The organism is Micromonospora sp. NBRC 101691 (assembly GCF_030269285.1).
GTDB lineage: Bacteria > Actinomycetota > Actinomycetes > Mycobacteriales > Micromonosporaceae > Micromonospora > Micromonospora echinospora.
On sequence record NZ_BSTB01000003.1, the window covers coordinates 146,250 to 172,421 of the forward strand.

General features: G+C 73.1%; 20 protein-coding genes. 12 read left to right on the forward strand and 8 right to left on the reverse strand.

Annotated elements, in window-relative coordinates:
* Nucleotides 1–32: 32 nt before the first annotated feature.
* Together QSK20_RS07400 and QSK20_RS07405 are read left to right on the forward strand one after the other, a co-directional pair.
* Nucleotides 33–1,691, forward strand: coding sequence for an NAD(P)/FAD-dependent oxidoreductase (locus QSK20_RS07400; RefSeq protein ID WP_285787821.1), 1,659 nt, complete (start codon nucleotides 33–35; stop codon nucleotides 1,689–1,691).
* Nucleotides 1,688–3,121, forward strand: coding sequence for an ATP-binding protein (locus QSK20_RS07405; RefSeq protein ID WP_285787822.1), 1,434 nt, complete (start codon nucleotides 1,688–1,690; stop codon nucleotides 3,119–3,121). The genes QSK20_RS07400 and QSK20_RS07405 overlap by 4 nt, the downstream gene beginning before the upstream one ends.
* 53 nt (nucleotides 3,122–3,174) lie before the next feature.
* Here QSK20_RS07405 and QSK20_RS07415 read toward each other — a convergent pair whose 3' ends face one another.
* The 4 genes from QSK20_RS07415 to QSK20_RS07430 all read right to left on the reverse strand — a co-directional run bounded on the left by QSK20_RS07415 (nucleotide 3,175) and on the right by QSK20_RS07430 (nucleotide 8,129).
* Nucleotides 3,175–4,674, reverse strand: a complete 1,500-nt coding sequence (locus QSK20_RS07415) for a cation:proton antiporter domain-containing protein (protein ID WP_352232281.1) — start codon at nucleotides 4,672–4,674, stop codon at nucleotides 3,175–3,177.
* A gap of 7 nt (nucleotides 4,675–4,681) precedes the next feature.
* Nucleotides 4,682–4,912 carry a cation:proton antiporter regulatory subunit gene (locus QSK20_RS07420; RefSeq protein ID WP_285787823.1) on the reverse strand — a complete coding sequence of 77 codons (231 nt, stop codon included), beginning with the start codon at nucleotides 4,910–4,912 and terminating at the stop codon, nucleotides 4,682–4,684.
* Between the two features lie 207 nt (nucleotides 4,913–5,119).
* The gene (ctaD, locus tag QSK20_RS07425) at nucleotides 5,120–6,880 is read right to left on the reverse strand and encodes an aa3-type cytochrome oxidase subunit I (protein ID WP_285787824.1); all 1,761 of its coding nucleotides are present in this window, start codon (nucleotides 6,878–6,880) and stop codon (nucleotides 5,120–5,122) included.
* Nucleotides 6,881–7,022: 142 nt separating this feature from the next.
* The gene (locus QSK20_RS07430) at nucleotides 7,023–8,129 is read right to left on the reverse strand and encodes an FAD-dependent monooxygenase (protein WP_285787825.1); all 1,107 of its coding nucleotides are present in this window, start codon (nucleotides 8,127–8,129) and stop codon (nucleotides 7,023–7,025) included.
* 262 nt (nucleotides 8,130–8,391) lie between these two features.
* On the opposite strand from QSK20_RS07430, the gene QSK20_RS07435 reads away from it, so the two are divergent.
* Nucleotides 8,392–9,534 carry a glycoside hydrolase family 12 protein gene (locus tag QSK20_RS07435; RefSeq protein WP_285787826.1) on the forward strand — a complete coding sequence of 381 codons (1,143 nt, stop codon included), beginning with the start codon at nucleotides 8,392–8,394 and terminating at the stop codon, nucleotides 9,532–9,534.
* Nucleotides 9,535–9,793: 259 nt separating this feature from the next.
* On the opposite strand, the gene QSK20_RS07440 is transcribed toward QSK20_RS07435, so the two are convergent.
* On the reverse strand, nucleotides 9,794–10,621 hold the full coding sequence (locus tag QSK20_RS07440) for an aldo/keto reductase (protein ID WP_285787827.1): 828 nt from the start codon (nucleotides 10,619–10,621) through the stop codon (nucleotides 9,794–9,796).
* Between the two features lie 72 nt (nucleotides 10,622–10,693).
* On the opposite strand from QSK20_RS07440, the gene QSK20_RS07445 reads away from it, so the two are divergent.
* Nucleotides 10,694–11,761, forward strand: a complete 1,068-nt coding sequence (locus tag QSK20_RS07445; protein ID WP_285787828.1) for a DNA polymerase ligase N-terminal domain-containing protein — start codon at nucleotides 10,694–10,696, stop codon at nucleotides 11,759–11,761.
* A 104-nt stretch (nucleotides 11,762–11,865) separates the two neighbouring features.
* Here QSK20_RS07445 and QSK20_RS07450 read toward each other — a convergent pair whose 3' ends face one another.
* The gene (locus QSK20_RS07450; protein ID WP_285787829.1) at nucleotides 11,866–13,644 is read right to left on the reverse strand and encodes a glycoside hydrolase family 15 protein; all 1,779 of its coding nucleotides are present in this window, start codon (nucleotides 13,642–13,644) and stop codon (nucleotides 11,866–11,868) included.
* A gap of 69 nt (nucleotides 13,645–13,713) precedes the next feature.
* Nucleotides 13,714–14,106: a cupin domain-containing protein gene (locus QSK20_RS07455; protein WP_285787830.1), complete on the reverse strand. Its 393-nt coding sequence runs from the start codon at nucleotides 14,104–14,106 to the stop codon at nucleotides 13,714–13,716.
* A gap of 507 nt (nucleotides 14,107–14,613) precedes the next feature.
* On the opposite strand from QSK20_RS07455, the gene QSK20_RS07460 reads away from it, so the two are divergent.
* From QSK20_RS07460 to QSK20_RS07490, 7 genes are all read left to right on the forward strand, one after another.
* Nucleotides 14,614–15,732: a transporter substrate-binding domain-containing protein gene (locus tag QSK20_RS07460; protein ID WP_285787831.1), complete on the forward strand. Its 1,119-nt coding sequence runs from the start codon at nucleotides 14,614–14,616 to the stop codon at nucleotides 15,730–15,732.
* 32 nt (nucleotides 15,733–15,764) lie between these two features.
* Nucleotides 15,765–16,694 carry a hypothetical protein gene (locus QSK20_RS07465; RefSeq protein ID WP_285787832.1) on the forward strand — a complete coding sequence of 310 codons (930 nt, stop codon included), beginning with the start codon at nucleotides 15,765–15,767 and terminating at the stop codon, nucleotides 16,692–16,694.
* 250 nt (nucleotides 16,695–16,944) lie between these two features.
* Nucleotides 16,945–19,155 (forward strand): serine/threonine-protein kinase, encoded by a 2,211-nt coding sequence (locus QSK20_RS07470; protein ID WP_285787833.1) that lies wholly within the window; start codon nucleotides 16,945–16,947, stop codon nucleotides 19,153–19,155.
* An 18-nt stretch (nucleotides 19,156–19,173) separates the two neighbouring features.
* Nucleotides 19,174–20,022 carry a zinc ribbon domain-containing protein gene (locus QSK20_RS07475; protein ID WP_285787834.1) on the forward strand — a complete coding sequence of 283 codons (849 nt, stop codon included), beginning with the start codon at nucleotides 19,174–19,176 and terminating at the stop codon, nucleotides 20,020–20,022.
* Nucleotides 20,019–21,143: a GlnX family signal transduction membrane protein gene (locus tag QSK20_RS07480; protein ID WP_285787835.1), complete on the forward strand. Its 1,125-nt coding sequence runs from the start codon at nucleotides 20,019–20,021 to the stop codon at nucleotides 21,141–21,143. Before QSK20_RS07475 ends, QSK20_RS07480 begins: the two co-directional genes overlap by 4 nt.
* Entirely contained in the window at nucleotides 21,140–22,441 is a 1,302-nt protein-coding gene (locus QSK20_RS07485) for an ABC transporter substrate-binding protein (RefSeq protein ID WP_285787836.1), read from the forward strand. The genes QSK20_RS07480 and QSK20_RS07485 overlap by 4 nt, the downstream gene beginning before the upstream one ends.
* A gap of 139 nt (nucleotides 22,442–22,580) precedes the next feature.
* Nucleotides 22,581–23,699, forward strand: coding sequence for a beta family protein (locus tag QSK20_RS07490; RefSeq protein ID WP_285787837.1), 1,119 nt, complete (start codon nucleotides 22,581–22,583; stop codon nucleotides 23,697–23,699).
* 85 nt (nucleotides 23,700–23,784) lie between these two features.
* On the opposite strand, the gene QSK20_RS07495 is transcribed toward QSK20_RS07490, so the two are convergent.
* Entirely contained in the window at nucleotides 23,785–24,072 is a 288-nt protein-coding gene (locus tag QSK20_RS07495; RefSeq protein WP_285787838.1) for an adhesin, read from the reverse strand.
* Between the two features lie 397 nt (nucleotides 24,073–24,469).
* On the opposite strand from QSK20_RS07495, the gene dacB reads away from it, so the two are divergent.
* Nucleotides 24,470–26,065: a D-alanyl-D-alanine carboxypeptidase/D-alanyl-D-alanine endopeptidase gene (gene dacB / locus QSK20_RS07500; RefSeq protein WP_285787839.1), complete on the forward strand. Its 1,596-nt coding sequence runs from the start codon at nucleotides 24,470–24,472 to the stop codon at nucleotides 26,063–26,065.
* Nucleotides 26,066–26,172: the final 107 nt, after the last annotated feature.

A 26,172-nucleotide genomic window follows, 5' to 3' on the forward strand; every position in this document is an offset into this window, starting at 1 on the left:
GTTCGCGCCGGCCGGAGTGCTTTGATGGGGGCGTGGCGAATCCGGTGATCCTCACCATCGACGACGACCCGGCCGTCTCCCGTGCCGTGGCCCGGGACATGCGACGGCGTTACGGCGACCGCTACCGGGTGGTCCGCGCCGGCTCCGGCCCCAGCGCCCTGGAGACGTTGCGCGAACTCAAGCTCCGGGGGGAGCAGGTGGCGGTGCTGGTCGCCGACTACCGCATGCCCGAGATGACCGGCATCGAGTTCCTCGAGGAGGCGATGGACCTCTTCCCCGCCGCGCGCCGGGTGCTGCTCACCGCGTACGCCGACACCGAGGCGGCGATCGACGCCATCAACCTGGTCGACCTCGACCACTACCTGCTCAAGCCCTGGCATCCGCCGGAGGAGAAGCTCTACCCGGTGGTGGACACGCTCCTCGACACCTGGGCGACCACCCCGGAGGCCGCCGCCGCGGAACTGCGGGTGGTCGGACACCGCTGGTCCGCGCCGTCCTTCGCCGTCCGGGACTTCCTGGCCCGCAACCTGGTCCCGTACCGTTGGCTGCTCGCCGACGACCCGGAGGGCGGCCGGCTGCTGAAGGCGGCCGGCGCGACCGTCGACGACGTGCCGGTGGTGATCGCCCCGGACGGGACGCATCTGGCCCGGCCCACCGACGCCGATCTGGCCGCGCTCGTCGGCCTCCGGGTGGCCCCCACCGAGGACTTCTACGACCTGGTGGTCGTCGGTGGCGGACCGGCCGGGCTCGGCGCGGCGGTCTACGGCGCGTCCGAGGGGCTGCGCACGGTGCTGGTCGAGCGACGGGCCACCGGCGGGCAGGCCGGGCAGAGCAGCCGGATCGAGAACTACCTCGGCTTCCCGGAGGGCGTGTCCGGCGCCCAGCTCACCGACCGGGCCCGCCGGCAGGCACTGAAGTTCGGCGCCGAGCTGCTGACCACCCGGGAGGTGACCGGGCTCAGCGAGGCCGGGTCGGCCCGACTGCTCACCTTCGGCGACGGCAGCACGATCGCCGCCCACTCGGTGGTGCTCGCCACCGGTGTGTCGTACCGGGTGCTGGACGCGCCCGGCCTGGCCGAGCTGACCGGCCGGGGGGTCTTCTACGGCTCGGCCGCCACCGAGGCGCCGAGCTGCGTCGACCAGGAGGTCTACATCGTCGGCGGGGCGAACTCCGCCGGGCAGGCGGCGGTGCACTTCTCCCGGTACGCGAAGCGGGTGCACCTGCTGATCCGGGGGGCCGACCTGACCGCCTCGATGTCCCGGTACCTGATCGACCAGCTCGACCGGATCGACCGGGTGGTGGTGCATCCGAACACCGTGGTCGCCGCCGGGGCCGGCACGGAGCACCTGGAGCGGCTCACCCTGGCCGACACCCGCAGCGGCGAGACCCGCGAGGTGGACGCCTCCTGGCTGTTCATCTTCATCGGCGCGCAACCCCGTACCGACTGGCTGGACGGTGTCCTGGTCCGCGACGAGCGCGGATTCGTGGTGACCGGCCCGGACCTGGTCACCGGGGGACGCCGGCCGGCGGGCTGGTCCCTCGCCCGGGAGCCGTACCACCTGGAGACCAGCATGCCCGGGGTCTTCGCCGCCGGGGACGTCCGGGCCGAGTCGGTCAAACGGGTCGCCTCGGCGGTCGGCGAGGGCGCGATGGCCGTCTCGCTGGTGCACCGCTACCTGGAGTCCCAGTGAGCAGTGCGGACCGGCCCACGGCCGCGCAACTGCGTACGCTCTTCCTCTTCGAGTCGCTCGACGACGGGAAGATCGCCTGGCTGGCCGAGCACGGACGGCTGGAGACCCGGGCCGCCGGTGCCACCGTCTACACCGAGGGCGACCCGGCGACCTGCCTGTACGTCCTGCTCGACGGCACGGTGACGATGACCCGCCGGGTGCACGGCGACGAGGTCGAGGTCGTCCGCACCGCCCAGCGCGGGGTCTACGGCGGCGCGACCCAGGCGTACCTGGGCGACCAGGTGCCGCAGGTCTACATCAACTCGCTGCGGGCCGTCGGCGACGCCACCTTCCTGGTGCTGCCCGCCGAGACCTTCGCGCACGCCGTCCGGTCCTGGTTCCCGATGGCGATGCACCTGCTCGAGGGGCTCTTCATCGGGATGCGGGACACCAACACCCGGGTCGGCGAGCGGGAACGGCTGCTGGCGCTCGGCTCCCTCTCGGCGGGGCTCACCCACGAGCTGAACAACCCGGCCGGCGCGGCGGTCCGGGCCACCGCCGTGCTGCGCGAACGGGTCGCGGCGATGCGGCACAAGCTGGCGATGATCGCCGACGGCCGGCTCGACGGGCGGGCTCTGCACCGGCTGGTCGCGTTGCAGGAGGAGGCGGTCCGTCGGGTGGCCGACGCACCGACCCTCTCCCCGCTGGCCGCCAGCGACGCCGAGGACGAGCTGGCCGACTGGCTGGACGAGCGGGACGTCTCCGCCGGCTGGGATCTCGCGCCGACGCTGGTCGCCGGTGGCCTCGACGCCGCCTGGCTGACCGGGGTGGAGTCGGCGGTCGGGACGGCGGATCTGGAGAACGCCGTCCGCTGGCTCACCTACACCGTCGACACCGAACTGCTGATGAAGGAGATCGACGAGGCGGTCGGCCGGATCTCCGGCCTGGTCGGCGCGGCGAAGCAGTACTCGCAGCTGGACCGGGCACCGTACCAGGTGGTGGACGTGCACGAACTGCTCGACGCGACCCTGGTCATGGTCAAGGCGAAGGTCCCGGCCGGGGTCCGGGTGGTCCGGGAGTACGACCGCGGCCTGCCGACCGTCCCCGCGTACGCGGCCGAGCTGAACCAGGTCTGGACGAACCTGATCGACAACGCACTCGGCGCGATGGGCGACACCGGCACCCTCACCGTCCGGACCGGCCGGGAAGCCGACTGTCTGGTGGTGGAGATCGTCGACACCGGACCGGGCATCCCGGCCGACGTCCGGCCCCGGATCTTCGAGCCGTTCTTCACCACCAAGCCGGTCGGCGAGGGAACCGGCCTCGGGCTGGACATCTCGTACCGGATCGTGGTGCGCAAGCACCACGGGGACATCCGGGTGGAGTCGGTGCCGGGGTCGACCACCTTCCGGGTCCTGCTGCCGCTCACCGAAGCGACCGCCGACGGCTGAACCGGGCCCCGGGGCCGGCCGCAGGGCGGTCGGCGGCGGAAACCCGCGGCCGGTCAGGCCTGGTCGGGCCGGGACTGCTCGGGTGGGGACGGCCGCCGGGTCCGTACGCCGGGGGCCAGGACCCGGTCCACGTAGCAGTAGCGCCAGGACTCGCCCGGTTCGATCGAGACGATGGCGGGGTGCTGCGTCGACTCGTGGTGCCGGGTGGCGTGCTTGTTCTTCGAGTCGTCGCAGCAGCCGACGTACCCGCAGGTCAGGCAGGACCGCAGGTGCACCCACTCGTCGCCGAGCGTGCGGCAGTCGTCGCAGCCGTCCGAGGCCGGTTCGGCGGCCACCACGTCGGTGTGCGGGCAACTTCGCACCATCGTCTCCTGTCCCACGTACCGGAAGCTGCCGCCGAGCAGCCAGTTGGGCAGCACCGGGGAGAGCCGGTGCGACCGGGCGGCGAGGATCGGGCCGACCAGGGCGAGCACCAGCACGTAGAGCGCCACGAAGGGGCCGATCCGCTCGTCCAGTCCGGCACCGATCGCCAGGGTGGCCAGGATCAGCGAGAACTCGCCGCGGCCGAGCAGGACGAGCGCCGCGTTGGCGGCGGACCGCTGGTTGAGGCCGTGCGAACGGGCCAGCAGCACCCCACCGAGGACGTTCATCACCAGGGACAGCACCACCGCCGCAGCGACGGGCAGCAGGACCGGCCCGAGGGCGTCGAGCTGGATGGTCGCCCCGAAGACCACGAAGAAGATCGCGGCGAACGCGTCCCGGACCGGCAGGATCAGCCGCTCGATCTGGTGCTTCGCCGCGGTGCGGGAGACCACCAGACCGATCATCAGCGCGCCGATCGCGTCGGAGACCCCGAGTTGTTCGGCGAAGCCGGCGACCAGGATGGCCAGTCCGATGGCGATGACGGTGACCAGCTCGTCCTCGTCCGACCGGAGGATCACGTGCACGGCGCGGGCACCGAAGCGGGCCAGCAGCATCAGCCCGAGGATGAAGCCGAAGGTCAGCCCGAGTTCGCCGAGCATCGCGGCCGGGGAGTCGACGCCGCCGAGCACCGGCCCGAGCAGACCGAGGTACAGCGCGAGGAAGATGTCCTCGACGACGATGACCCCGAGGATGACCGGGGTCTCCGCGTTGGTCAGCCGTCTCAGCTCGACGAGCAGTTTCGTCACGATCGCCGAGGAGGAGATGCCCACCGCACCGGCGATGACCAGCGCCTCCGGCGTACCCCAGCCGATGGTGAAGCCCAGCGCGAGGCCGCCGCCGACGTTGAGACCGATGTACCCGAAGGCCGCCAGCAGCATCCGTCTGCCGCTGGCGAGGACCTGCTCGGCGGGGAACTCGATGCCGAGGTGGAACAGGAGCACGACCAGGCCGATCTTGGCGACCAGCTCGATGTCCTCCGGATGGTCGATGACGCCGGCCACCGACGGGCCGAGGACGATGCCGGCGGCCATGAACGCCGGGATGGTCGGCAACGCGAGCCGCCGTCCGCCCCGGGCGAGCAGGCCCGCGGCGACCCCGGCCGCGCCCAGGGCGACGAGTTCCGCGCTCACCGTCGGCTCAGTCCTGGAAGTAGGTGCCGAGGAGCACGGCGGCCACCCGGCGCGCCTCCCCCTCGTCGAGGTGGATCACCGCGCTCGGTTCGTCCGCGTTGCCACCGGCCTCGAAGGCGTACAGCTCGCGGCGGCCGTCCTTGAGATGGACGACCACCAACCGTTGCTCCCGGCTACAGGCGATCTCGTACTTCGTGCCGATGCCGAACAGCTCTGTCACCTCGATGCCATGGCCCACGCGGGGACTATCCCACAGCAGGGAGATGGCGGTCCACCTGGTGTTATCTGCGTCCCGCCGGGTCACGCGGGCGGGTACGCCACCGGCGCGGTCCCGTCAGGCCGGCGTCGTCCGGTACCGCGCTGCCGGGTCCGTACGCGGCTACGCGACGGGCGCCGCACCCCTGGTCGGGGTGCGGCGCCCGTAGTACGCGCCGTGTGTCGCCGGTCAGTTCTTCCGGTCGACGTCGCTCTCGACGTCCTCGCGGTAGCTCGCGCCACCGTCGGACTCGCTGGTCAGCGGCTTGGCACCGCCCTCGGGCGGTCCGGCCAGCGTCTGGCCGGCGGCCAGCTCGGGGAACTTGTCGTCGAACGCCGGCCGCTCCGAGCGGATCCGGGGCATCCGGTCGAAGTTGCGCAGCGGCGGCGGGCAGGTGGTGGCCCACTCCAGCGAGTTGCCGTGCCCCCACGGGTCGTTCACCTCGACCACCGGACCGGTCTTGTACGACTTCCAGCAGTTGTAGATGAACGGCAGGGTGGAGATACCGGTGATGAACGCGCCGATCGTGGAGATCATGTTCAGCGTGGTGAAGCCGTCGCTGGGCAGGTAGTCGGCGTACCGCCGGGGCATGCCCTCGTTGCCCAGCCAGTGCTGCACCAGGAACGTGGTGTGGAAGCCGATCATCGTCAGCCAGAAGTGCACCTTGCCCAGGCGCTCGTCGAGCATCCGGCCGAACATCTTCGGGAACCAGAAGTAGATGCCGGCGAAGACGGCGAACACGATCGTGCCGAAGAGCACGTAGTGGAAGTGCGCCACGACGAAGTACGAGTCGTGCAGGTGGAAGTCGAGCGGCGGGCTGGCCAGCAGCACACCGGTCAGACCACCGAAGAGGAAGGTGACCAGGAAGCCGAGCGCGAAGAGCATCGGCGTCTCGAAGCTGATCTGGCCCCGCCACATGGTGCCGATCCAGTTGAAGAACTTCATACCGGTCGGCACGGCGATCAGGAAGCTCAGGAAGCTGAAGAACGGCAGGAGCACCTGGCCGGTGGCGAACATGTGGTGCGCCCAGACGCTCATCGACAGACCGGCGATGGCGATGGTCGCGGCGACCAGGCCCTTGTAGCCGAAGATCGGCTTCCGGGAGAAGACCGGGATGATCTCGGTGATGATGCCGAAGAACGGCAGCGCGATGATGTACACCTCGGGGTGGCCGAAGAACCAGAAGAGGTGCTGCCACAGCATCGGGCCACCGGTGTCGGCGCTGAAGACGTGCGCGCCGAGGATGCGGTCGGCGGCGAGCGCGAAGAGCGCGGCGGCGAGCAGCGGGAAGACCAGGATCACCAGGAGGCTGGTGACCAGCATGTTCCAGGTGAAGATCGGCATCCGGAACATGGTCATGCCCGGGGCGCGCAGGGTCAGGATCGTGGTGATCAGGTTGACCGCGCCGAGGATCGAGCCGAGACCGGAGACGGCCAGACCGACCACCCACAGGTTGCCGCCGATGCCCGGGGAGTGCGCCTCGTTGCTCAGCGGCGTGTACGCCGTCCAGCCGAAGTCGGCCGCGCCGCCGGGGGTCAGGAAGCCGGCCACGGCCATCGTCCCGCCGAACAGGAAGAGCCAGTAGGCGAAGCTGTTCAGCCGGGGGAACGACACGTCCGGCGCGCCGATCTGCAGCGGCACCACGTAGTTCGCGAAGGCGAACACGATCGGCGTCGCGAAGAAGAGCAGCATCACCGTGCCGTGCATGGTGAAGAGCTGGTTGTACTGCTCCGGCGAGAGGAACTGCAGGCCGGGACGGGCCAACTCGGCGCGGAGGATCAGGGCCATCAGGCCACCGATCATGAAGAACGCGAACGCGGTGACCATGTACATGATCCCGATCTGCTTCGCGTCCGTGGTACGCAGCATCCGCGCGATGGCCGAGCCCTTCACCGGCTCTCGGACCGGCCAGGGCCGGGTCACGACCGGCTTGGGTGCGACGGTGGTCACGAGTGGCCTCCGGTTCTCGTTCGTCCCCCTCGGCACGCGCTGACAATTGCGAGCCGTAGTCCGAAGGAAGGATAGTCCCCGGCAGGTCGCCACGCCGCGCCGGGTGGCCGGACACGCCCTGCGCACCTCGGCTGGTCGGAGGTCACAGCGGATCGACCAACAGCCGGTAGTGCTCCTGGAAGATACGCCCGCCCCGGCCGCGCAGCAGCGGGTCGCGCAACGCCGGGGGCACGTCCCGGGTCCGGTCTCGGTCGCGGGTCCGGTCCCGCACCCACTTGGTGCGCGGCCGGCGACGGCTCTCGTACGCCACCAGGGCGGCCTCGACGCTGCCGGTGGCGGCCAGCGACTCGGCGAGCACCACCGCGTCCTCCAGCGCCATCGCCGCGCCCTGGGCCAACGTCGGCGCGGTGGCGTGCGCGGCGTCGCCGACCAGCACGACCCGACCCCGGGACCAACGGCCCAACTCGACCTCGTCGGTGAGCCCGACGTGCACCTGGTCCAGTGCGTCGAGCACCCGGGGCACCGGCCCCCCGTAGGAACCGAACACCTCGCGCAGCCGGGCCATCGGGTCGGCCGGTGGCGCGGTGCCGGCCTCGTCGGCGTAGCAGTAGAGCCGTCCACCGCCGACCGGCATGACCACGAACCCGGCGCGCTGGCCGAGCAGGGCGGTCCACTCGACCACCGACGGGCCGCCCCGGACCATCCCCCGGTAGACGATCTGCCCGGCCGGGCGGGCGGGGCCGCCGAGCGCGGCCAGGGTCCGCACCGTGGAGCGGGGGCCGTCCGCGCCGATCACCAGGTCGTACTCGCTGACGGCGCCGTCGGCGAAGGTGACGGTGACCGCGTCGGCCGCGAGGTCGAGGGTGCGTACCTCGGCCCCGTGCCGGACCGCCCCGCCGGCCCCGGTGAGCAGGACGCGGTGCAGGTCGCTGCGGGGCAGGGCCCGGCACTCGCCGACGCCGGCCCAGAGGCCGGTCAGGTCGACCTCGCAGAGCTCGCTGCCGGTGGCGTCGAGGAACCGCTGCCGGTGGATCACCTGCCCGAGCGGGCGGACGGGCAGGTCGAGGTCGAGCCGACGCAGCGCGCGGGCGGCGTTGCCGGGGAGGTAGAGGCCGCTGTCGGGCAGGTCCGTGGCGGTCCGTCGCTCGGTGACGTCCGGGCGGAATCCCGCCCTTCGCAGGGCCCGGGCCACGGCGAGCCCGGCGATGCCCGCGCCGACGACGAGTATGCGCAGGGGGGATCCAGCCATGCTGGTGTACGCCTCCGAGGGGAGCGGCACGCGTTGAAGGCAAGAGACTACTCCCCGCAACCGGCCCATGGAAGATCCGATCGGATGGCGCGTGATCTCCCCTTCGACCGAGGCGGAGTAGTCCCAGGGTGCACGTGCCGAGCCGGTCCGGTTGCGCAGTAATTTCAGGCATGTAAATGTGTTGCTGTCCTTGGGAGCGCTCCCGCACCTACTTCGCGGTCTGTCCGGCGCCCCCACGCCGAGTCAAGGAGCAGCGAACCCCATGATCCGTATCCTCCGCGCCGCGGTGGCGGCCGGCGTCCTCGCGGTCGGCGCGATCACCGGCGTCGCCCTCGGCGGCAGCGCCTCCGCCGACACCCAGATCTGCGAGCAGTACGGCACCACCGTCATCCAGAACCGGTACGTGGTGCAGAACAACCGCTGGGGCACCAGCGCCCAGCAGTGCATCAACGTCACCGGCACCGGCTTCTCGATCACCCGCCAGGACGGCAGCAACCCGACCAACGGGGCGCCCACGGCGTACCCGTCGGTCTTCTACGGCTGCCACTACACCAACTGCTCACCGGGCACCACGCTGCCGATGCAGGTGAGCCAGATCAGCAGCGCGACCAGCAGCATCGACTACACGTACGTCAGCGGGGCCACCTACAACGCCTCGTACGACATCTGGCTCGACCCGACCCCGAAGCGGGACGGGGTGAACCAGATGGAGATCATGATCTGGCTCAACCGGCAGGGCCCGATCCAGCCCATCGGCTCCCGCGTCGGCACCACCACCCTGGCCGGCCGCACCTGGGAGGTCTGGCAGGGCAGCAACGGCGCCAACAACGTCATCTCGTACGTCGCGCCGTCGGCGATCAGCAGCCTGAGCTTCAGCGTGCTCGACTTCGTCGCCGACGTCCGCAACCGGGGCGCGATCACCAACTCCTGGTACCTGACCAGCATCCAGGCCGGCTTCGAGCCCTGGTCCGGCGGCGTCGGCCTGGCGGTGAACTCCTTCTCGGCCGCCGTCAACGGCGGCGGCACCAACCCGACCACCCCGCCGCCGACCACCGCGCCCCCGACCACCCCGCCGCCGACCGGGGGCGCCTGCGCGGTCCGGTACACCCCGACGAACACCTGGAACACCGGCTACACCGCCGAGGTCACCGTCACCAACACCGGCGCGACGCCGGTCACCGGCTGGACGCTGGCGTACCCGCTCGCGGCCGGACAGCAGGTCACCGGTTCGTGGAACGCCACGGTGACCCAGAACGGCAGCACGGTGACCGCCCGGAACCTCAGCTACAACGCCACCATCTCCCCCGGCGCCTCGGTCACCTTCGGCCACCAGGTGTCCATGAGCGGCAGCTACGCCGCGCCCAGCGGCTTCACCCTGAACGGCACAACCTGCGCCCGCCGCTGACCCGCCCGAGGGCCCGTCCCGCCACCCGCCGCCCGGCGGGACGGGCCCTCGGCGTGCGTCGTTACCGCACCGCAGTTGTGGCAGCTCAGATACATGACACGCCGAGCGGACCACACCTCAGGCAGCCACGAAGCCCCGGAGGCGAGCGCTCCGCGCCGAGCACCGCAGGCACCTCGTCGGCGACCGGCGAGATCCGGGTTCGCGATCAACTCCAGGATCCGCCGCCCGGATCACCCCCGCAAGGCTGCGTGACGAGGCATCAGACGATGAAGTCGATCGACCCGTTCCCGTCCGCGCCGCCTCCGCCGCCCAGGGCGTCGACCATGTCCCGTTCCTCCGGGGTCAGCGCGAAACCGAAGATGTCGGCGTTCGCCCGGATCCGGGCCGGCGTGACCGACTTCGGGATGACCACGGTCCCGTGGTCGACGTGCCAGCGCAGCACCACCTGGGCCGGCGTGACGCCGTGCGCCTCGGCGATCCGGGTCAGCACCGGGTCGGCCAGGTCGGTGCTCTTGAACGGGCTGTACCCCTCCAGCACGACCCCGCGCTCCCGGTGCTCGGCCTGCCGCCGGGCGTCGTACAGCATCGGACCCCAGCGGATCTGGTTGACCGCGGGCGCCTCGGTCGTCGCCTGGATCAGCTCGTCGATCTGTGCGGTCGAGTAGTTGCTCACCCCGACGGCGCGGGCCAGGCCGTCGTCGCGCGCCTTCAGCACCTGCCGCCACATCCGGACGCTGTCCCCGGGCGCGGCCGGAGGCCAGTGGATCAGCCACAGGTCGACGTGACCGGTCTCCAGGGCGGCCAGGCTGGCCTCCAGGACGTGCCGTTCCCGCCTGACCCCGTCCGAGGGGATCTTGGTGGTGACGAAGACGTCGTCCCGGTGCAGCCCGCTGTCCCGGATCGCCCGGCCCACCTCCTTCTCGTTGCCGTACATGGTGGCGGTGTCGACGTGCCGGTAGCCGACGGCGAGGGCGGTCCGCACGGCGTCGTAGGCGGACTGGCCGGACGCCTGCCACGTGCCGAAGCCGAGCAGCGGCATCCGGACCCGGCCGGGCAGGGTCACGGTGGGTTGGTCGGACGGACTCATGCCGGTGCGCGTACCCGCCCGCCGCGCTCCCATGCCGCTGCGGGGTCGTCCGGATTCGCGGACAATGTCCCCATGGCGGACCGGCTGCGCGAGTACCGGCGCAAACGCGACGCCGGGCGTACCCCGGAGCCGGTGCCCGAGCGGTCGCCACGGCGGCGGGAGCGGGGTGACGGACGGGGCCGGTTCGTGATCCAGCAGCACCACGCCCGCAGCCTGCACTGGGACCTGCGCCTGGAACGCGACGGCGTGCTGGTCTCCTGGGCCGTGCCACGTGGCCTACCCCGTGAGCCCGGCCGCAACCACCTGGCCGTGCACACCGAGGACCACCCGATCGAGTACCTCGACTTCCACGGCGACATCCCGGCCGGCGAGTACGGCGGCGGCCGGATGACCATCCACGACCGGGGCACGTACCGGTGTGAGAAGTGGCGCGACGACGAGGTGGTCGTGCGGCTCTCCGGTGAGCGGACCACCGGCCGGTACGTGCTCTTCGCCACCGGCGGCACGGACCGCGACTGGATGGTCCGGCGCACCGACCCGGCCCCGCCCGGCTGGGCGAGCATGCCCGAGCGGATCGCGCCGATGCGTCCGACCGCCGCCGCGGAGCTGCCGCCGGACGGGGACGCCTGGGGGTACGAGCTGCGCTGGGACGGGGTACGCGCGCTGGCGTACGTCTCCGGTGGCCGACTGCGGCTGGCCACCCCGACGGAGCAGGACGGGGAGCGGGACGTCACGGCGGCGTACCCCTGGCTGCGGGACATGGCCGAGGCGCTGGCCCCGACGGAGGTGGTGCTGGACGGGATCCTGGTCGACATCGACGCCGCCGGCCGGGTCCGCCCGCCCCGGCCGCCCCGCGCCGGACGCACCGACCCCACCGGCCAGTACCTCGTGGTCGACCTGCTCTGGCTCGACGGGGTGTCCAGCGTCGACGTGCCGTACGCCCAACGCCGGGAACTGCTGGACGGGCTGGCCCTGGGCGGCCCGCACTGGCAGACCACGCCCTGGTTCCCCGGCGCGGGCACGGAGACCCTGGCCACCGCCCGTACGCAGGACCTGCCGGGCGTGCTGGCGAAGCGGCTGGACGCCACGTACGAGCCGGGCCGCCGCAGCCCGCACTGGCTCAGCGTCGACACCCCCTGACCGCTTCCCCGCCGAGCCGTCCGGTGCTGGGGTGGTAGCAGGGGCCCCCTGTTACCGCTTTTTGCCGAGCAGGGGTCCCCTGCAACCACCCCAGCCCGACGCGGTCAACCGCCCGGGGCGGTCAGCTCCCAGGCCGCGTTGACCAGTCCGATGTGGGACAGCGCCTGCGGGAAGTTGCCGAGCATCCCACCGGTGACCGGATCGACCTGTTCGGCGAGGAGCCCGAGGTCGTTGGCGTGCCCGGCCACCCGGACGAAGATCGCCTCGGCCCGGTCCCGCTCACCGGCCTTGACGAGGCACTGCACCAGCCAGAACGAGCAGAGCAGGAAAGCGCCCGGGTCGGTCGACCAGCGCCGGACCAGCCCGTCCGGAGTGGCCAGTTCCCGCTCGACCGCCGCGATGGTGGCCCGCATCCGGGGGTCGGTGGCGGGCAGGAACCCCACCACCGGCAGGTAGAGCGCGGAGGCGTCCAGTTCGACGGAGCCGAACGCGCCGGTGTACGCGCCGACCCGCTCGTTCCAGCCCTCCGCCAGGACCGTCGCGCGGATCTCGTCGCGCACCGCCCGCCAGCGCACCGGATCGGCCCGGTCGCCGAGCCGGGGGGCCAGCTCCACCGCGAGTCGCATCGCCACCCAGCAGAGCGCCTTGGAGGAGAGGTGGTGGCGTTCCTCCGCCCGGGTCTCCCACATCCCCTGGTCCGGCAGCCGCCAGGTCGCGGCCACCTGCTCGGTCAACCCGACCACCATCTCCCGCAGCTCGTCGTCGAGCTGCTCACCGAGGTGCTCGTGCAGCCGCCACACCGCCGAGACCATCTCACCGGGCACGTCCAGCTGGCGTTGCCGCCAGGCGTCGTTGCCCAGCCGCACCGGTCGGCTGTCGGCGTACCCGCGCAGGTGCGTGACGTCGTGTTCGGCGAGACCCCGTTCCCCCTCCAGGCCGAAGAGCACCGGCACCGGGGCGTCGCGGAGTTGGCCGATCGAACGGGCCGCCCAGGCGAAGAGGCGGGACGCCTCGTCCGGGCAGGCCGCCACCCAGAGCGCGTGCAGGGTCATCGCGAAGTCGCGCAGCCAGGAGTAGCGGTAGTCGTAGTTGCGGCGGTCCCCGAGCCGCTCCGGCAGGGAGGTGGTGAGGGCGGCAGCGACCGCGCCGCTACGGGTGTACGTCAGCCCCTGGAGCACCGTAGCGCTGTGCCGTACCAGTGCGGTGTGCCGGCCCTGGTAGCGGTGCGTCTCCCGGAAGGCCTGCCAGGCGAGGACCGTGTCGGCGAGCGCGTCGACCGGGTCGAGGCGCGCGGGTGTCCCGCCGTACACCGGGGCGTACGCCAGGTCGAAGCCGATCCGGTCGCCGGCGGCGACGGTGAACTCCGCCCGGACCCGGTCCTGCTCCGCGCGCAGCGGCACGCCGCCGCGCAGCACCAGGGCGACCGGGCCGGCCTCGGCCCGTACCGCGCCGTCCGGCAGCCGGCGCAGGTACGGCGTGAGCAGCCCGTACTCGGGTCGGGGGGTGAGTTCCAGCTCCATCGGCACCCGGCCGCTGAGCCCTTCGACCACCCGGAGCAGCACCGCCGGGGAGTTCATCCCCACCTCGTGCGCCCGCGCGCCGGGCTCGGCGGCGAGCGCGTCGGTGACCGCGACGCTCCCCTCGGACGTGTGGTGGACGGTCCGTAGCACCAGCGTGTCGGGCAGGTACGTGCGGTCCACCCGACCGGGGCCGGCCGGGGCGATCCGCCACCGCCCCGCCGCGTCGTCGAGGAGCCGCCCGAACACGGCGGGCGAGTCGAACCGTTCGGGGCACCACCAGTCGACCGAGCCGTCCCGGCCGACCAGCGCGCCGGAACGGCAGTCGGAGAGGAACCCGTAGTCGGAGATCGCCGGCCGGTCCACCCGCCCGGCGTACCCCGAACCGCCGCGTTCAGACCCGGGGCCGGCGGCAGCCCGCCGGCCCGGTCCGGGTCACGTGGTCGGCGGCTCGTCCCGGCCGGCGGCCTCCATCTCGTCGGCCTCCTCCTTGGTCCGGTGCACGACCTGGTCGGCGTGCTCGGGCGGGCCGTAGACGGTGTACAGCACCAGCGGGTTGGGGCCGGTGTTGACGAAGTTGTGCTTCGTGCCGGCCGGTACGACCACCAGGTCGCCCTGGTTCACCGTCTTCGTCTCGCCCGCGACCCGGGCCTCGCCGGTGCCGCTGACGAAGGTCAGGATCTGGTCGATGCCCTCGTGGACCTCTTCGCCGATCTCCCCGCCCGGCGGGATCGTCATGATCACCAACTGGGTCTGCTGTCCGGTCCACAGCACCCGGCGGAAGTCCGGGCTCCGTTCGGCGACGGTCGCGATCGTGTAGTGCTCCATGTCGGGCTCATACCCGGTACCGGCCCCGGTCACGCCGTGACCACCGAATGGTGGACTTTTCCACAGCGGCCGGGTTTGCGGCTGCCCGCGATGGGCATGATGCAGACTGACCGGCGCGCACGGAGAGGCCGGTCGAGCCAGGTCCCCGCTGGCGTACCGCCGCAGGCTGCGACGGTGGGAGACGGCCAGAGCGCGGCGACGTGACGATCCACCAGGATCGAAACGGCGCCGCGCGCTCGTGTGGCGGCACCGGTGCCCGCCGGTCCGGGGCCGTCCGCGGCCACGGCCGTTCGTCCGCCCCGGCGCGTTCCGGGACGGCCCGCTGCCCCACGGGCGATACCACACCGGACCGCCCCGCCCACACCGCGAGACCGCCGATCCCCGGTCGCCCGTTGGGTCGAACGTCGGATACTTGCCTGTTCGACCACGGCGCGGGCTTCCCCGCACCCCACCGGTAGACCCCACAATGGAGGGCCGGTCACCGGTGCGGCAGCGGGAGGGACGAGCTTGAATCAGGATCCTGAGCCGAGCGCGGCGACGACAGCCGCCCCGTCGAGCAGCCCACGGTCCCGGCAACTCCGGCTCGTGGCGCTGACGGTCGTGCTGACCGTGCTGGCGGTGGCGCTGGTCCCCGTCGTGCTCAACCTCGGCCCGCCGACCCGCGACGAGCTGATGGAGCGGGCCGGCATGAAGGGCAAGCGGGAGTTGCTCATCGGGGTCAAGGACGACCAGCCCGGCATCGCGTCGCAGCTGCCCGGGGGCGGCTGGCAGGGCTTCGACATCGACATCGCCTACATGATCGCCAGCTACCTGGACTTCGACCGCAGCAAGGTGGTGCTGCTGCCGATCGAGAGCGAGGACCGGGCCCGTCGGCAGGCCCCCTACAACGACCGGTTCGTCACCGTCGACATGGTGATCGCCTCGTACAGCATCACCGACGAGCGGACCCGCGAGGGAGCGACCTTCTCCGCCCCGTACCTGCACACCGAGCAGTCGGTGGTCACCCGGGCGGACGAGCCCGGCCCGGTGAGCAGCCTGGAGGACCTGCGCGGGAAGCGGGTGTGCACGCTCACCACCTCCACCTCGCAGGCCCGCCTGCGTGACGTGGGCGCCGAGGCGTACGGACGGAACAAGATCAGCGAGTGCGTCCAGGAACTGCACGACGGACGCACCGACGCGGTCACCACCGACGCGGCGATCCTGGCCGGCTTCGTGACCTCCAGTCGGGACCCGGACGCCTTCCCCACCACCCTGAAGAACGTCAAGCCCCTGCGGCACTGGGACATCGGCTCGTCCCCGCAGGAGCGTTGGGGCGTCAACACCGGCCCCAACACCGCCCTGCGTGACCTGGTCGACCTCGCGCTGCACGCCTCCGCGAAGGACGACGGGAACAAGGTCTGGGAGGAGGCGTACGACGACAACCTCCGCTGGCAGCAGCCGTTCAACCGGCCGCAGTCGGTGGCGGAGGAGCAGCAGCCCGAGCCGAGGAAGGTGGAGGTACGGCAGTGGCCGTGGGAGAGGTTCGCGCTACCGCTGCCGGGTCACCCCGGACCGCCGGCGGCGCCGGTACGCTCGGCCGCCCGCGCCGGACGGCCGGGGCGCGGCAGGCGCAGCAGTGGCTGCTGACGCTCCTTCCGGCGTTCCCCGTCCTGCTGCTGGTGCTGCGGCTGTGGCAGCTCAGCCGGCAGGACATGTCGACGATGCTCCTGCTGGTGCAGTACGTCAGTCCACTCGGGCTGCTCAGCGCCCTGCTCATCGCGCTGGTGTGGGCGGTGCCGCTGGCCGTGCTGGTGGTCGGGGTGCTCGGCCGGCTGCTGCGGCTGAGCGCGCCGGACCGGTTCGATCCGGAGCGGTCGCTGCTCGCCTCCGGCACCGCCCGTACCCCGGGCTGGGTGCTCACCGCCGCGGTGGCGCTGGCCGCGCTCACCTGGCAGCTGCGGTTCCTCCCGGCCCTGCTGATGCTCGCCCTCTGGCTGCTCGCCCTGCGCACCCGGTACCTCCACCCCGACCAGCCCCTGCGGATCATGCTGGTCGGCCTGGCATTGCCGGTGGCGGCGGCCGTGGTCGCGTACACCGTGCTGGGCCCGGCCGTCTGGTCGGCGGTCCGGGCGGACGAGTGGAGCACCGTCGCGCTGCTGGCCGTACCACCGGCCGCCGCCGCCGTGCTCACCGGCCCGCTCCCCCGACGGGCCGCGCCGGCCCTGACCCACGGCCTGGCCTACACCGTCGCCGCCGCGCTTCCGCTGGTGATGGGGGCGGTGTTCCTGCGGGTGCCCGTCCTGCCCACGGCCGCGGTCGAGGTCGCGCCGACGGAGACCGGCCGGGCGACCGGTGTCGTGCTCGGGCACATGATCACGGTGACCGACACGTCGACGGTCGTGCTGGACCGGGGCGGTGTCGTCCGGTTCCTGCCCAACGGCCGGGTCCGTTCGCAGACCCTCTGCTCCGAGGCCGCCCGGATTCCGTTCAGCGTGGTCACCGTGCACGGGTGGCCGGTCGAGGAGACCGCCCTGGACTGGATGATGCCCCGCCGCCCGGTCGTCGCGCCGGACCAGCGCTGTTCCGGACGGCTCGGCCCCGGATCCTGACCGACGCCGCCCCCACCCGGTCGACGGACGACGCCGCGCCAGGCGACCGGTCGGCGGACGACGCACCGGACGACCGGTCGGCGGAGGACGCCGCGCCGGGCGACCGGTACCGTCGGGCACACGACCTGCTCCGGTTCGCCCCGCGCGGACCGGCCGAGGCGACCGGACGGTCCACGGGTACGGCGACGACGAGGTGCGCCGTGCCCTCGACGACCGGTGGCGACGAGGAGTCCGACGGGGGGCCCGCCTGATGCGCTGCACCCGCACCCCCGACTGCACCGGCACGGTCGACGAGACCGGCTTCTGCGACCGGTGCGGGCTGGCTCCCCGGCGCGCCGACCGGCCGCCGCGGCCCGGGTCGGCGCAGACACCACCGCCGGCCGGTCCCACCTGGAGGGTCGCCGACCTGGTCTCCCTTCCCGTGCTGGTGTTCCCGACCGACCAGCGGGTCCGGCGTGATCCGGCGGTCCCCGAGCACCAGCGGTTCTGCGCCCACTGTGGGGGCCCGGTCGGGCGCGGCGGGGAGGACCGCCTGGACCACGGCTACTGCGGCCGGTGCCAGACCCCCTTCGCCTTCGTCCCCGACCTGCGGCACGGCGACCGGGTCGCCGACCAGTACGAGGTCGTCGGCTACCTGGCCCGGGGCGGCCTCGGCCAGGTGTACCTCGCCAAGGACACCCACCTGGACGACAACCCGGTGGCCCTCAAACGGTTGATCGACAAGACCAACCGGCACGCCCTGAGGGTGGAGGTCTCCGAGCGGCGCTACCTGACCACGCTCGACCACCCCGCCATCGTCCGGATCTTCAACTTCGTCACCGTCCCGGACCGGCTCTTCGGGGGGCAGACCAGCTACCTCGTGATGGAGTACCTCAACGGGATGTCCCTGGCGGAACTCTGCCTGGCCGCCCGCGATCCGGCCCGACCGGACGTCTCGCTACCGCTGGAACACATCCTCGCGTACGCCCACGAGATCCTGACCGCGTTGGACTACCTGCACCGCCGGGGGCTGCTCTACACCGACCTGCACCCCGGGAACGTGATCCGTATCGCCGACCGGATCAAGCTGATCGACCTCGGCGGGGTACGCCGGGCCGACGACCGGTCCAGCCCGATGGTGGGGACCCCGCTGTACCGGGTGAGCGACCGGGAACTGGAGACGTACGGCACCACGGTCCGCTCCGACCTCTACGCGGTCGGGGTGCTGCTCGCCGAGCTGAGCCGTGGGCTCGTCCCCGGGCCGGAGGTCCCGCCCGGCGACGTCGACGTCGGGGTGGAGTCGTTCCTCCGGCTGGTCCGGCGGGCGCGGCACGGCCGGCCGGAGCACCGCTTCGCCTCCGCCACCGACATGTCGGAGCAGATCAAGGGGGTGCTGCACGAGCTGCTGCCGCCCCGGTCGGTACACGAGCAGCCCGCCTCGTCCACCGTCTTCGCGCCGACCCCCGCGCTGCTCGACGCGGGGCTCGGCACGGTGCCGCCGCTGGAACGCTGGACCACGCCGTCCGGCGGCGCGGTACACGCGCACGGTCGTCCCGCTCCGGCCTCCGTGGCCACCGGCCTGCCGGTGCCCCGTCCGCTGCCCGGCGACCCCGCCGCCGAGTTCCTCACCACCGTCGGGGCGCTCGACCCGGAGAACCTGCTGGACGGTCTCGCCTCCTTCGACGCCCCCTCCGTCGAGATCGAACTCGCCCGGTGCCGGGCCCGGCTGGAGCTGGGCGACCCGCCCCGCGCCTGGGACGCGCTCACCGCCGCCGAGAAGCTGCTCGACGACGTGACGACCGACTGGCGGGTGACCTGGCACCATGCGCTGCTCGCCCTCACCCAGGGCGACGTTCCCCGGGCCGGTGACCTCTTCGACGCGGTGTACGGGGAACTCCCCGGCGAGGTCGCGCCGAAGCTGGCCCTCGCCTACTGTGCCGAGCACGTCGGTGACACCGTCCGGGCGACCCGCTACTACGAGGCGGTGTGGCGACGGGACCGGCTCACGGCGAGCGCCGCGTTCGGCCTGGCCCGGCTCCGGCTGGCCGGGCGGGACCGGGCCGGGGCGGTGGCCGCCCTCGACGGCGTCCCCCGGTTCTCCCGGCACCACGACACCGCCCGGATCGCCGCCGTCCGGGCGCTCACCACCCGGCTCGGCGACGGACCGCCCGACGCGACGGCGCTGAACGAGGCGGTCCGACGTCTCACCGAGCTACGGCTCGACGGTGGCAGCCCGCACGGCGAGGCGCGGGACCGACTGACCACGACCGTCCTCGAGGCGGCACTGGAACGGGTCCTGGCCACCGGCCCGGACGGACTGGACGGCGACGGTACGTTCGGTGACCCGCCCGCGGAGAACGCCCTGCGACGCCGGCTCGCCCGGTCCTTCCGCGGCCTCGCCCGGCAACAGGCCCGCAACCGCAACGACCACGGCGTGCTCCTCGACCGGGCGAACACGGTCCGTCCCCTGACCCTGCTGTGACGTGTGAGGAGTGATCCGGTGCCGACCACCCCCCTCGGCTTCGACGTGCACCTCGACCACGACCGCCACCTCTCCCCCGCCGACCGCGAGCTGCACGCGATCCTCACCGTCGCGGTACGCGCCGGGGCCGGGCGACCGGCGGACGGACCCGACCGACCGCGCCCCGCCGGGGTCGTCGACGGCGCGGAGTCGACGCCCCGCCCGCCGACCGGGACGACCGCCGACGCGGTCGATCCGTCACCGGTACGGATCCGGATCCGGACCGTCGCCCCGAACCGGGTGCTGTTCTGCCGGCAGGTCCACCCGACCGTGCGGGACCTGGTCGGCGTACCGGTCGACGACCGGACCGTGGACCATCCGACCGGCCCGTGGGGCGAGGAGCGTCGCGAGTACCACCTCTGCCTGGCGGTGGACGGCACGGACCGGCCCCGGGACGAGGACCTGTTGGTCGCCCGGGTCGACCTGGTGGTGGACGGCGTCGCCCGGACACCACCGGTGGCCGTCCTGGTGCACTGGACGGACGACCTGACCCTCTCCAGCCGGGTCGACCCCCGGGTCGCGTACCACAGTGGTGTGGCGGAACCGGGCGGGCCGACCTCCGACGACGTCGAGCGCTACGACAGTGACGATCCCTCGGCCGTCGACGGTCTCCTGGGACGGGCGGTCCGGCTGGCCGCCGTGGCCGGGGACACCCGCCGGCTGGAGGAACTGGGGCTGCTGGTGGACGTGGCGGAGCCGCCACCGACGCCGACGGTGACCGACGGCGACGTCCGGTCCTGCCGGTGTGGCCGGGAGTCGTCCCCGGGCGCCCGGTACTGCGAACGGTGCGGGACGGAACTCGACGCCCCGGGGGCGGTGTCGACGTGAGCGGCACCCTGACCAGCACCACCCGGCGGAGCCTGCGCCGGCACCGGCGGACCCTGCTCGTCGCGACGGCGGTCGCGCTGGCCGGCTGCCTCTCGGTCTTCCTCGGCGTGCACCGGGCCGCCGACGCGGTCGCCACCCAGTCCGTGCCGTCGGTCCTGGCCGTCTACGACACCCAGGTCGCCCTCCGGGCGGCGCACGGCGCGGCCCTGGCCGGTTTCTCCGACGGCACCCGACTCCTCGGTGGACCCGGCGAGGAGTACCAGAACCGGATCGCCGCCGCCGGACAGCATCTCGCCGAGGTCGCCGAACGGAACGCGGCCGGCGAGACGGGCAGCGGGGACATCCAGGTGGTCGAGGCGCTGCTGGTCACCTACACCGGTCTGATCGCCCGGGCCGACGTGCACTTCCGGCAGGACCAGGACAGCGCCCTCGGCACCGCCGCGCTCTGGGACGCCGCCAGTCTCCTGGAGGAGCTCCTGCTCCGGCTGGACCGGCTCCGCCAGGCCCAGGCGGCGGCGTTGGACGAGCAGGTCGGCCGGCTGTGGGCCAGCCCGGTCGCGGCGGCGCTCTGGCTGGTGCCGGTGCTCGTCCTCGTCGGGCTGCTGGTGCGGGCACAGCGGTTCCTGCGCCGGCGGTTCCGCCGCCGGGTGAACGCTCCCCTGCTGCTGGCCACCCTCTTCGTGCTGCTGATGGGCGTCGCCACCTCCTCGACCCTCTGGTCGGCGGGGCAGCTCGCCGCGACCCGGGAGTCGGTCCGCGCGGTCGAGGGGGACCGGAGGGAGCAGTTGACGCGGCTGGCGGTCGAGGACACCGACCGCCTCACCGACCGGTTGGAGGCGGCCTGCGGGGGGCGGGACGGCTGCCCGCGCACCATCGACCTGGTCGACGCCGAGGGCGGCCGGGCCCCGGCCGGGCCCGGCGGCACGCCCACGTCCGGGGCACCCGCCGGTCCGGCGGGCGACGCGCGGACGAACGGCGACGTCGCCACCGACCGGGCCACCCGGGCGGCCACCAGCCACGGCGGTGAGTTCGTCCTCCCCGTCGCGGCGCTCTGCGCGGCGGTGGCCGTACTGCTCGGCTTCCAGCCTCGCCTGGACGAATACCGGTACGACGAACGATGAGACGCCACATCGGACTGCTGCTGATCCCGGCCCTGCTCGCGGGCGGGGTCGCCGCCTGCGCTGACCCCACCCCGACCGGACGGGTCACCGTCATCGCGTCCTGGTCCGAGGCCCCGGGGGACGACGGGACGGAGTCCCGGGACACCGAGGCGGCCGCGTTCGTCGCGGTGCTGGACGAGTTCGAGCGGCGCACCGGCATCACGGTGGACTACCGGGGCACCCGCGACGTCAGTCAGGTGCTCCGCTCCGGGGTCGACCGGGGCTCCCCGCCCGACGTGGCGGTGCTGCCCCGCCTCAACGACCTTCAGACGTACGTGCACAGCCGCAAGCTGCACCCCTTGGACGACGTGCTCGGCGCGGACCGGCCGGCGGATCTGGAGCCGCAGTTGGTCACCCTCGGGGGGCGGGTCTACGGGCTCTCCGTCAACGTGGTCCCCAAGAGCCTCGTCTGGTACGCGACCGACCGGCAGCCCGCCCTGACCCGACGTCCCCCGGCCACCTGGGAGGAGCTGGTGCGGTTCAGCGCCGGCCGGCGTACGCCCTGGTGCCTGGGGATGGGCGCGCCGCCGCTGTCCGGCTGGCCGGGCACCGACTGGATCGAGGACCTCTTCCTGCACCGGTGGGGTGCCCAGACGTACCAGGCGTGGACGGCCGGCGACCTGCCGTGGGACTCGCCGCAGATGCGCGAGGTCTGGCAGGCGTGGGGAGAGGTGACCCGGGCGGGCCGGAGCACCCCGAACGCGCTGCTGACCGGATTCAACGTCGCCGGGCTGGGGATGTTCGCCGAGCGGCCGGAGTGCCACCTGGACCACAGCGGCTCCTACATCGTCCGCGACTACCGGCGGGAGGCCCCGGGCCGGTTCGACTTCTTCCCGTTCCCGCCCTTCGCGGCGCGCGGGGACACCGCCACGACCACCGAGATCGCCGAGGACGTGGTGGGCATGTTCGAGGACACGCCGGAGGCCCGCGAGCTGATCCGCTTCCTGGCCGGGGAACGGGCCCGGCAGGTCTGGCGGGAGGCCAGTGGCGGGCTGTCCTTCACGCTGAACCGGGGCACCGATCCGGCGAGCTACCCGGACCCGGTGTCGCGCCGGATCGCCGAGACCCTGACCCGGGACACCCTCTGCCGGGACGCGTCGGACCTGATGCCGGCGGCGATGACCGCGGCGTTCCACCGGGCCGTCCTGCACCACCTCGACGATTCCCGGGACCTGGTGGCCCTGCTCCGCGAACTCGACACCGTCCGGGAACGGATCCGGGACGAGGAGTGGCTCGACCTGCCCTGCCTGACCCGGTAGGCGCGGGGCGGGAAGCCCGGCGGCACCGTCCGAAGGGGACGGTAGACGATGGCGCCGACGGAACGACCGATCAGCCGACTGACCGACGGATCAACCGAACGGCGCTGTGACGCATGGTCATCTCTCGATACATTGGAGTATGGCGTCCGCCCACCCGGGACGGACGGCGGAGCCGGTCTACCGCCCGGTCCTGACCGCCGGGCGGAGCGAACTGGAGGCGCTGGGCCATCTCGACAGCGAAACCGCCGCGCTCGTCGTCCCGATCCTCACCCTCGCCGTCGGCGATCCCGTCGACCTGCTCGGCCGGCTGCCGGCCGGGCTGACCGCCGCCGTCGACCTGGCCGGCTTCCCCGACACCGGGCCGCTGCTCGGGCTGCTGCGCCAGGGCGTACCGCTGGTGCCGGTCATCGGTTTCGCGGAGCCGGCCGACCACCTGGTCGTCCAGGGCGCGATGGCCCGGTCCCACCTCGGCTGGGCGGTCCTCCGACTGCGGCTGCGCACCGACCCGTACGGCCCCGACGCGGCCACCGGCGCGGCGGAACGCATCTGGCGGCGTACCGGGCTGATGCCGGAACAGTGCGACCTGCTGCTCGACGTGGGTGAGGTCTGCTGCGCGGCGGACCTGCGCGCGGCCGAGCCCCGGGTGCGCCGGTTGGTCGACTGGGCCTGCCGGCACGCCTGGCGGTCGGTGACGGTGGTGGCCGGCGCGATGCCGCCCGCGCTGCCCGCCCTCCCCGACGGGGAGCCGGTCCGGTTGGTGCGCTGGGACTGGCGGCTCTGGCGGAACCTCACCGGACTCGGTGTCGGCTACGGCGACTACGGGATCCGCACCGCCGCCCCGGGACCACCCGAGCGACCGCCCGCCATGCGGTACACCGCCGACGACACCTGGTGGATCTACCGCTGGTCCCGCCGGGGCGGGCGGGGGGACGACCGGGTCGCCGAGCTGTGCCGCGCGGTGGTCACCGCCCCGCACTGGCCGGCGGCCGGGGCCACCTTCTCCTGGGGCGACCACGAGATCCTGCGCCGTGCGCGGGGTGCGGCCGGGGCCGGTTCGCCGACCAGTTGGGCGGCCTGGGGCACCTCGCACCATCTGGCCCACGTGCTGGCCGCGCTCCGGCAGCCGTCCGGAACGTCCCCGCCCCGACCCGTCCCGTACCGGGGACGAGAGCGCCCCGACGGCCCCCGGCATCGGGGGCCCCGCCACGGCGGGCGGGCCTGGCCGTCGCGGGGTGACGAGTCCGGACGGTCCGGATGACGCCGGCCGGCGGTCGGTCGCCCGGTGCCGGCCGGCGGCCGGAGCGGACCGGTCGTCAGCGGCTGGCGGGGTGGGGCGGGCCGTTTCAGTGGGCCGGCTTCTCGGTGAAGCCGAACTGCACCACGCCCTCCTCGTCGACGGTGGCGTCGACCGAGGTGTCGTTGAGCAGTTCGGCGGCCTCGGAGTCGAGGAAGATCCGGGCGCCGTCGGTGTCCACCACCTGGTCGTCCCGGCCCGGCTGCCCGACCAGCTCGACTTCGAGCGAGCCGGCGTCCAGGTCGGCGGTGATGCGCAGCCCACCGGCGTCGGAGACGTCCTGCTGCGCGGCGAGGTCACGGATCACGAGTACGGCGTTGTCGGTCATGGTGAGCATGGCGGATCTCCTCACTGGTGATCGGGTGGTCGCCGACGCCGGCGACCGGCCCCCTGGGCCACCGCCGGCTGCGGGGCTCCGGGCACACCACCCGGTGGGACGCCCGGACACGGCCCTCACGGACAGGGCCCTCCGGCACACGGGCGGACCGGAGAACGGTCCGCCACCTGCTGCAAACGGGGCAACTCGTACAGCCCTCTCCGGCCAACGGTGCCCGCTGGGGCGGGATCCGTCAAGCGAAGTCCGGCCATCCGGTCATTCTGGGCATCAACGTCCCCACCGTACCCACCTGGGCCCGAGTGCGCGGTCCGGCCCGACGGAATCGACCCCAGCGATGGCACGAATTTTTCGAACTCGAATGCTGTGCTGAAAAGAATCTCCATGACAACATCGGCACATGCAACGTCGTCGCTATCCCCGGGCGCTCGCCCTGGTCGCGCTCGCCACCGCGGTCGCCACCGCGACCACCAGCGCCGCGCCCACCACCGCCACCGCCGAATCCCCCTCCCCCGCCGAGACCCGACTCAGCGCCACCCTCGACGCGATCCTCGCCGACGCCCGCCTCGACGGAGCGCAGGCGGGTGTGGTGGTCGCCGACGCGACCACGGGTGACACCATCTACCAGCGCAACGGGGACCGCCGGCTGATTCCGGCCTCCAACACCAAGCTGCTCACCTCGGCCGCCGCCATGGAGCTGCTCGGCCCCGGACACCGGTTCACCACCGACGTCCTGCGCAGCGGCACCAAGCGCGGCAGCGTCCTCACCGGCGACCTCCACCTACGCGGCGGAGGCGACCCCACCATGCTCGCCGCCGACTACGACGCGCTCGCCGCCCGGGTCGCGGCAGCCGGCATCCGGATGGTCACCGGCGACCTGGTCGCCGACGACACCCGGTACGACGCGACCCGGCTCGGCCCGGACTGGACCTGGGACGACGAGCCCTACTACTACGCGGCCCAGATCTCCGCGCTGACCGTCGCCCCGGACACCGACTACGACGCGGGCACGGTGATCGTCAGCGCGGCGCCCGGGGCGGACGCCGGGCAGCGTCCGAAGATCAGCCTCACCCCGTCGACCGGGTACCTGCGGATCGACAACCGGGCCACCACCGTGGCCACCGGGACGACCAGCATCTCCTTCGACCGTGAACACGGCACCAACACCGTCGTGGTGACCGGGCAGATCGCCCTCGCCGCCACGCCGAGCAGCGACTGGGTGACGGTCTGGGAACCCACCGGGTACGCCGCCGACGTGTTCCGCACGGCGCTGCGCAAGCACGGCGTACGGGTGCTCGGGAAGACCGTGCCCGGACGGGCGACCCCGACCGGCGCGACCGGCGTGGCCCGGCACGACTCGATGCCGCTGGCCGAACTGCTGGTGCCGTTCATGAAGCTCTCCAACAACGGTCACGCCGAGGTGCTGACCAAGGAGATCGGGCGGGTGCTCAGCGGCTCCGGCACCTGGTCGGCCGGGATCGCCGCGATCAGCAGGTACGTCGCCGACGCCGGCATGGACACCGGCGCCCTGCGGCAACGCGACGGCTCGGGGCTCTCCCGGCGCAACCTGGTCCCGCCCGACGAGTTCGTCGACCTGCTGGTCGCCGTGCGGGCCGAGCCCTGGTTCGACGCCTGGTACGCCGCCCTGCCGGTGGCCGGCAACGCGGAGCGGTTCGTCGGTGGCACCCTGCGCAGCCGGATGGCGGGCACCCCGGCGGCGAACAACGTACGCGCCAAGACCGGCAGCCTGACCGGGGTCTCCGGGCTCTCCGGTTACGTCACCGACGCCGACGGGCGGCAGCTCGTCTTCTCCGTCGTGCTCAACAACTACCTGGCCTCGTCCGTGAAGAACCTGGAGGACCAGATCGCGATCGCGCTGGCGTCGTACACCGCCGAGGGCGGCACCGCGGCGCGGACCGCGCCCCCGGCGGCACCGGAGATCCCCCGAACCCCCGAGGGCATCGAGTGCTCCTGGCTCAAGCCGATCACCTGCTGAGGCACATGCAGCCGAGCTAAGGCGCCTGCATGCCGAGGTGCCTGCGGCTGAGGTGCTGCGGCTGAGGTGCCTGCAGGGGTCCCCTGTTCGGCAAAAAGCGGTAACAG